Annotated in this window: 1 protein-coding gene; it reads right to left on the reverse strand. The window is 64.7% G+C overall.

What is annotated here, in order from left to right:
* Nucleotides 1-295, reverse strand: a 295-nt coding sequence (locus tag BST38_RS28830) for a transposase (protein ID WP_207569374.1), incomplete at its 3' end; no start/stop codon positions are given.
* Between the last annotated feature and the right edge of the window lie 263 nt (nt 296-558).

The raw sequence follows: 558 nt of genomic DNA on the forward strand, positions 1-558 counted from the left end.
CGATGACCGGGTCGAAGGTGCCGTTGCGGTCGCGGGGGACCTCCAGATCGACCGGTCCGGCGGTGGTCAGCACGGTCTTGCGGCCGTGGCCGTTACGCGAGGTGCCCGAGCCGTTGCCGGCCGGATCGCCGTGCTCGTAGCCCAGGTGATCGGCGATCTCGACATCGAGGGCCCGTTCGAGGACGGACTTGGTGATCTGGGCCAACAACCCGTCCGGGCCGTCGATCGGGGTCCCGGAGGCCTCGGCATCAGCGAGCAGCGCATCCACCGCAGCCGCCGGCAGGACCTGGGCCAACTTCGCCGCCGCGTCATCGGCAGAGGATTCAGAACGAGACACAGCGATTCACTCCTGTCCGGTGGCCAGCATGCCTGACCACCATTCAGGCCCAACCACTTACACAGTCAATGAGACACGCCCGGCGGCCCAGGGCTTGTCAAGATTTCTGTGTAAGTAGTTGTGGCCGTTTTGGTTTGGTGGGTGTTCTCTAGAGTGGGAGTCGGTCTGAACCGTCCCGGGTTTCATGCACCCTCAGGTTTCTGTGATCCGGCCGGTCTACC

It is taken from the genome of Mycolicibacterium parafortuitum (assembly GCF_002086815.1).
Taxonomy (GTDB): Bacteria; Actinomycetota; Actinomycetes; order Mycobacteriales; family Mycobacteriaceae; genus Mycobacterium; species Mycobacterium parafortuitum.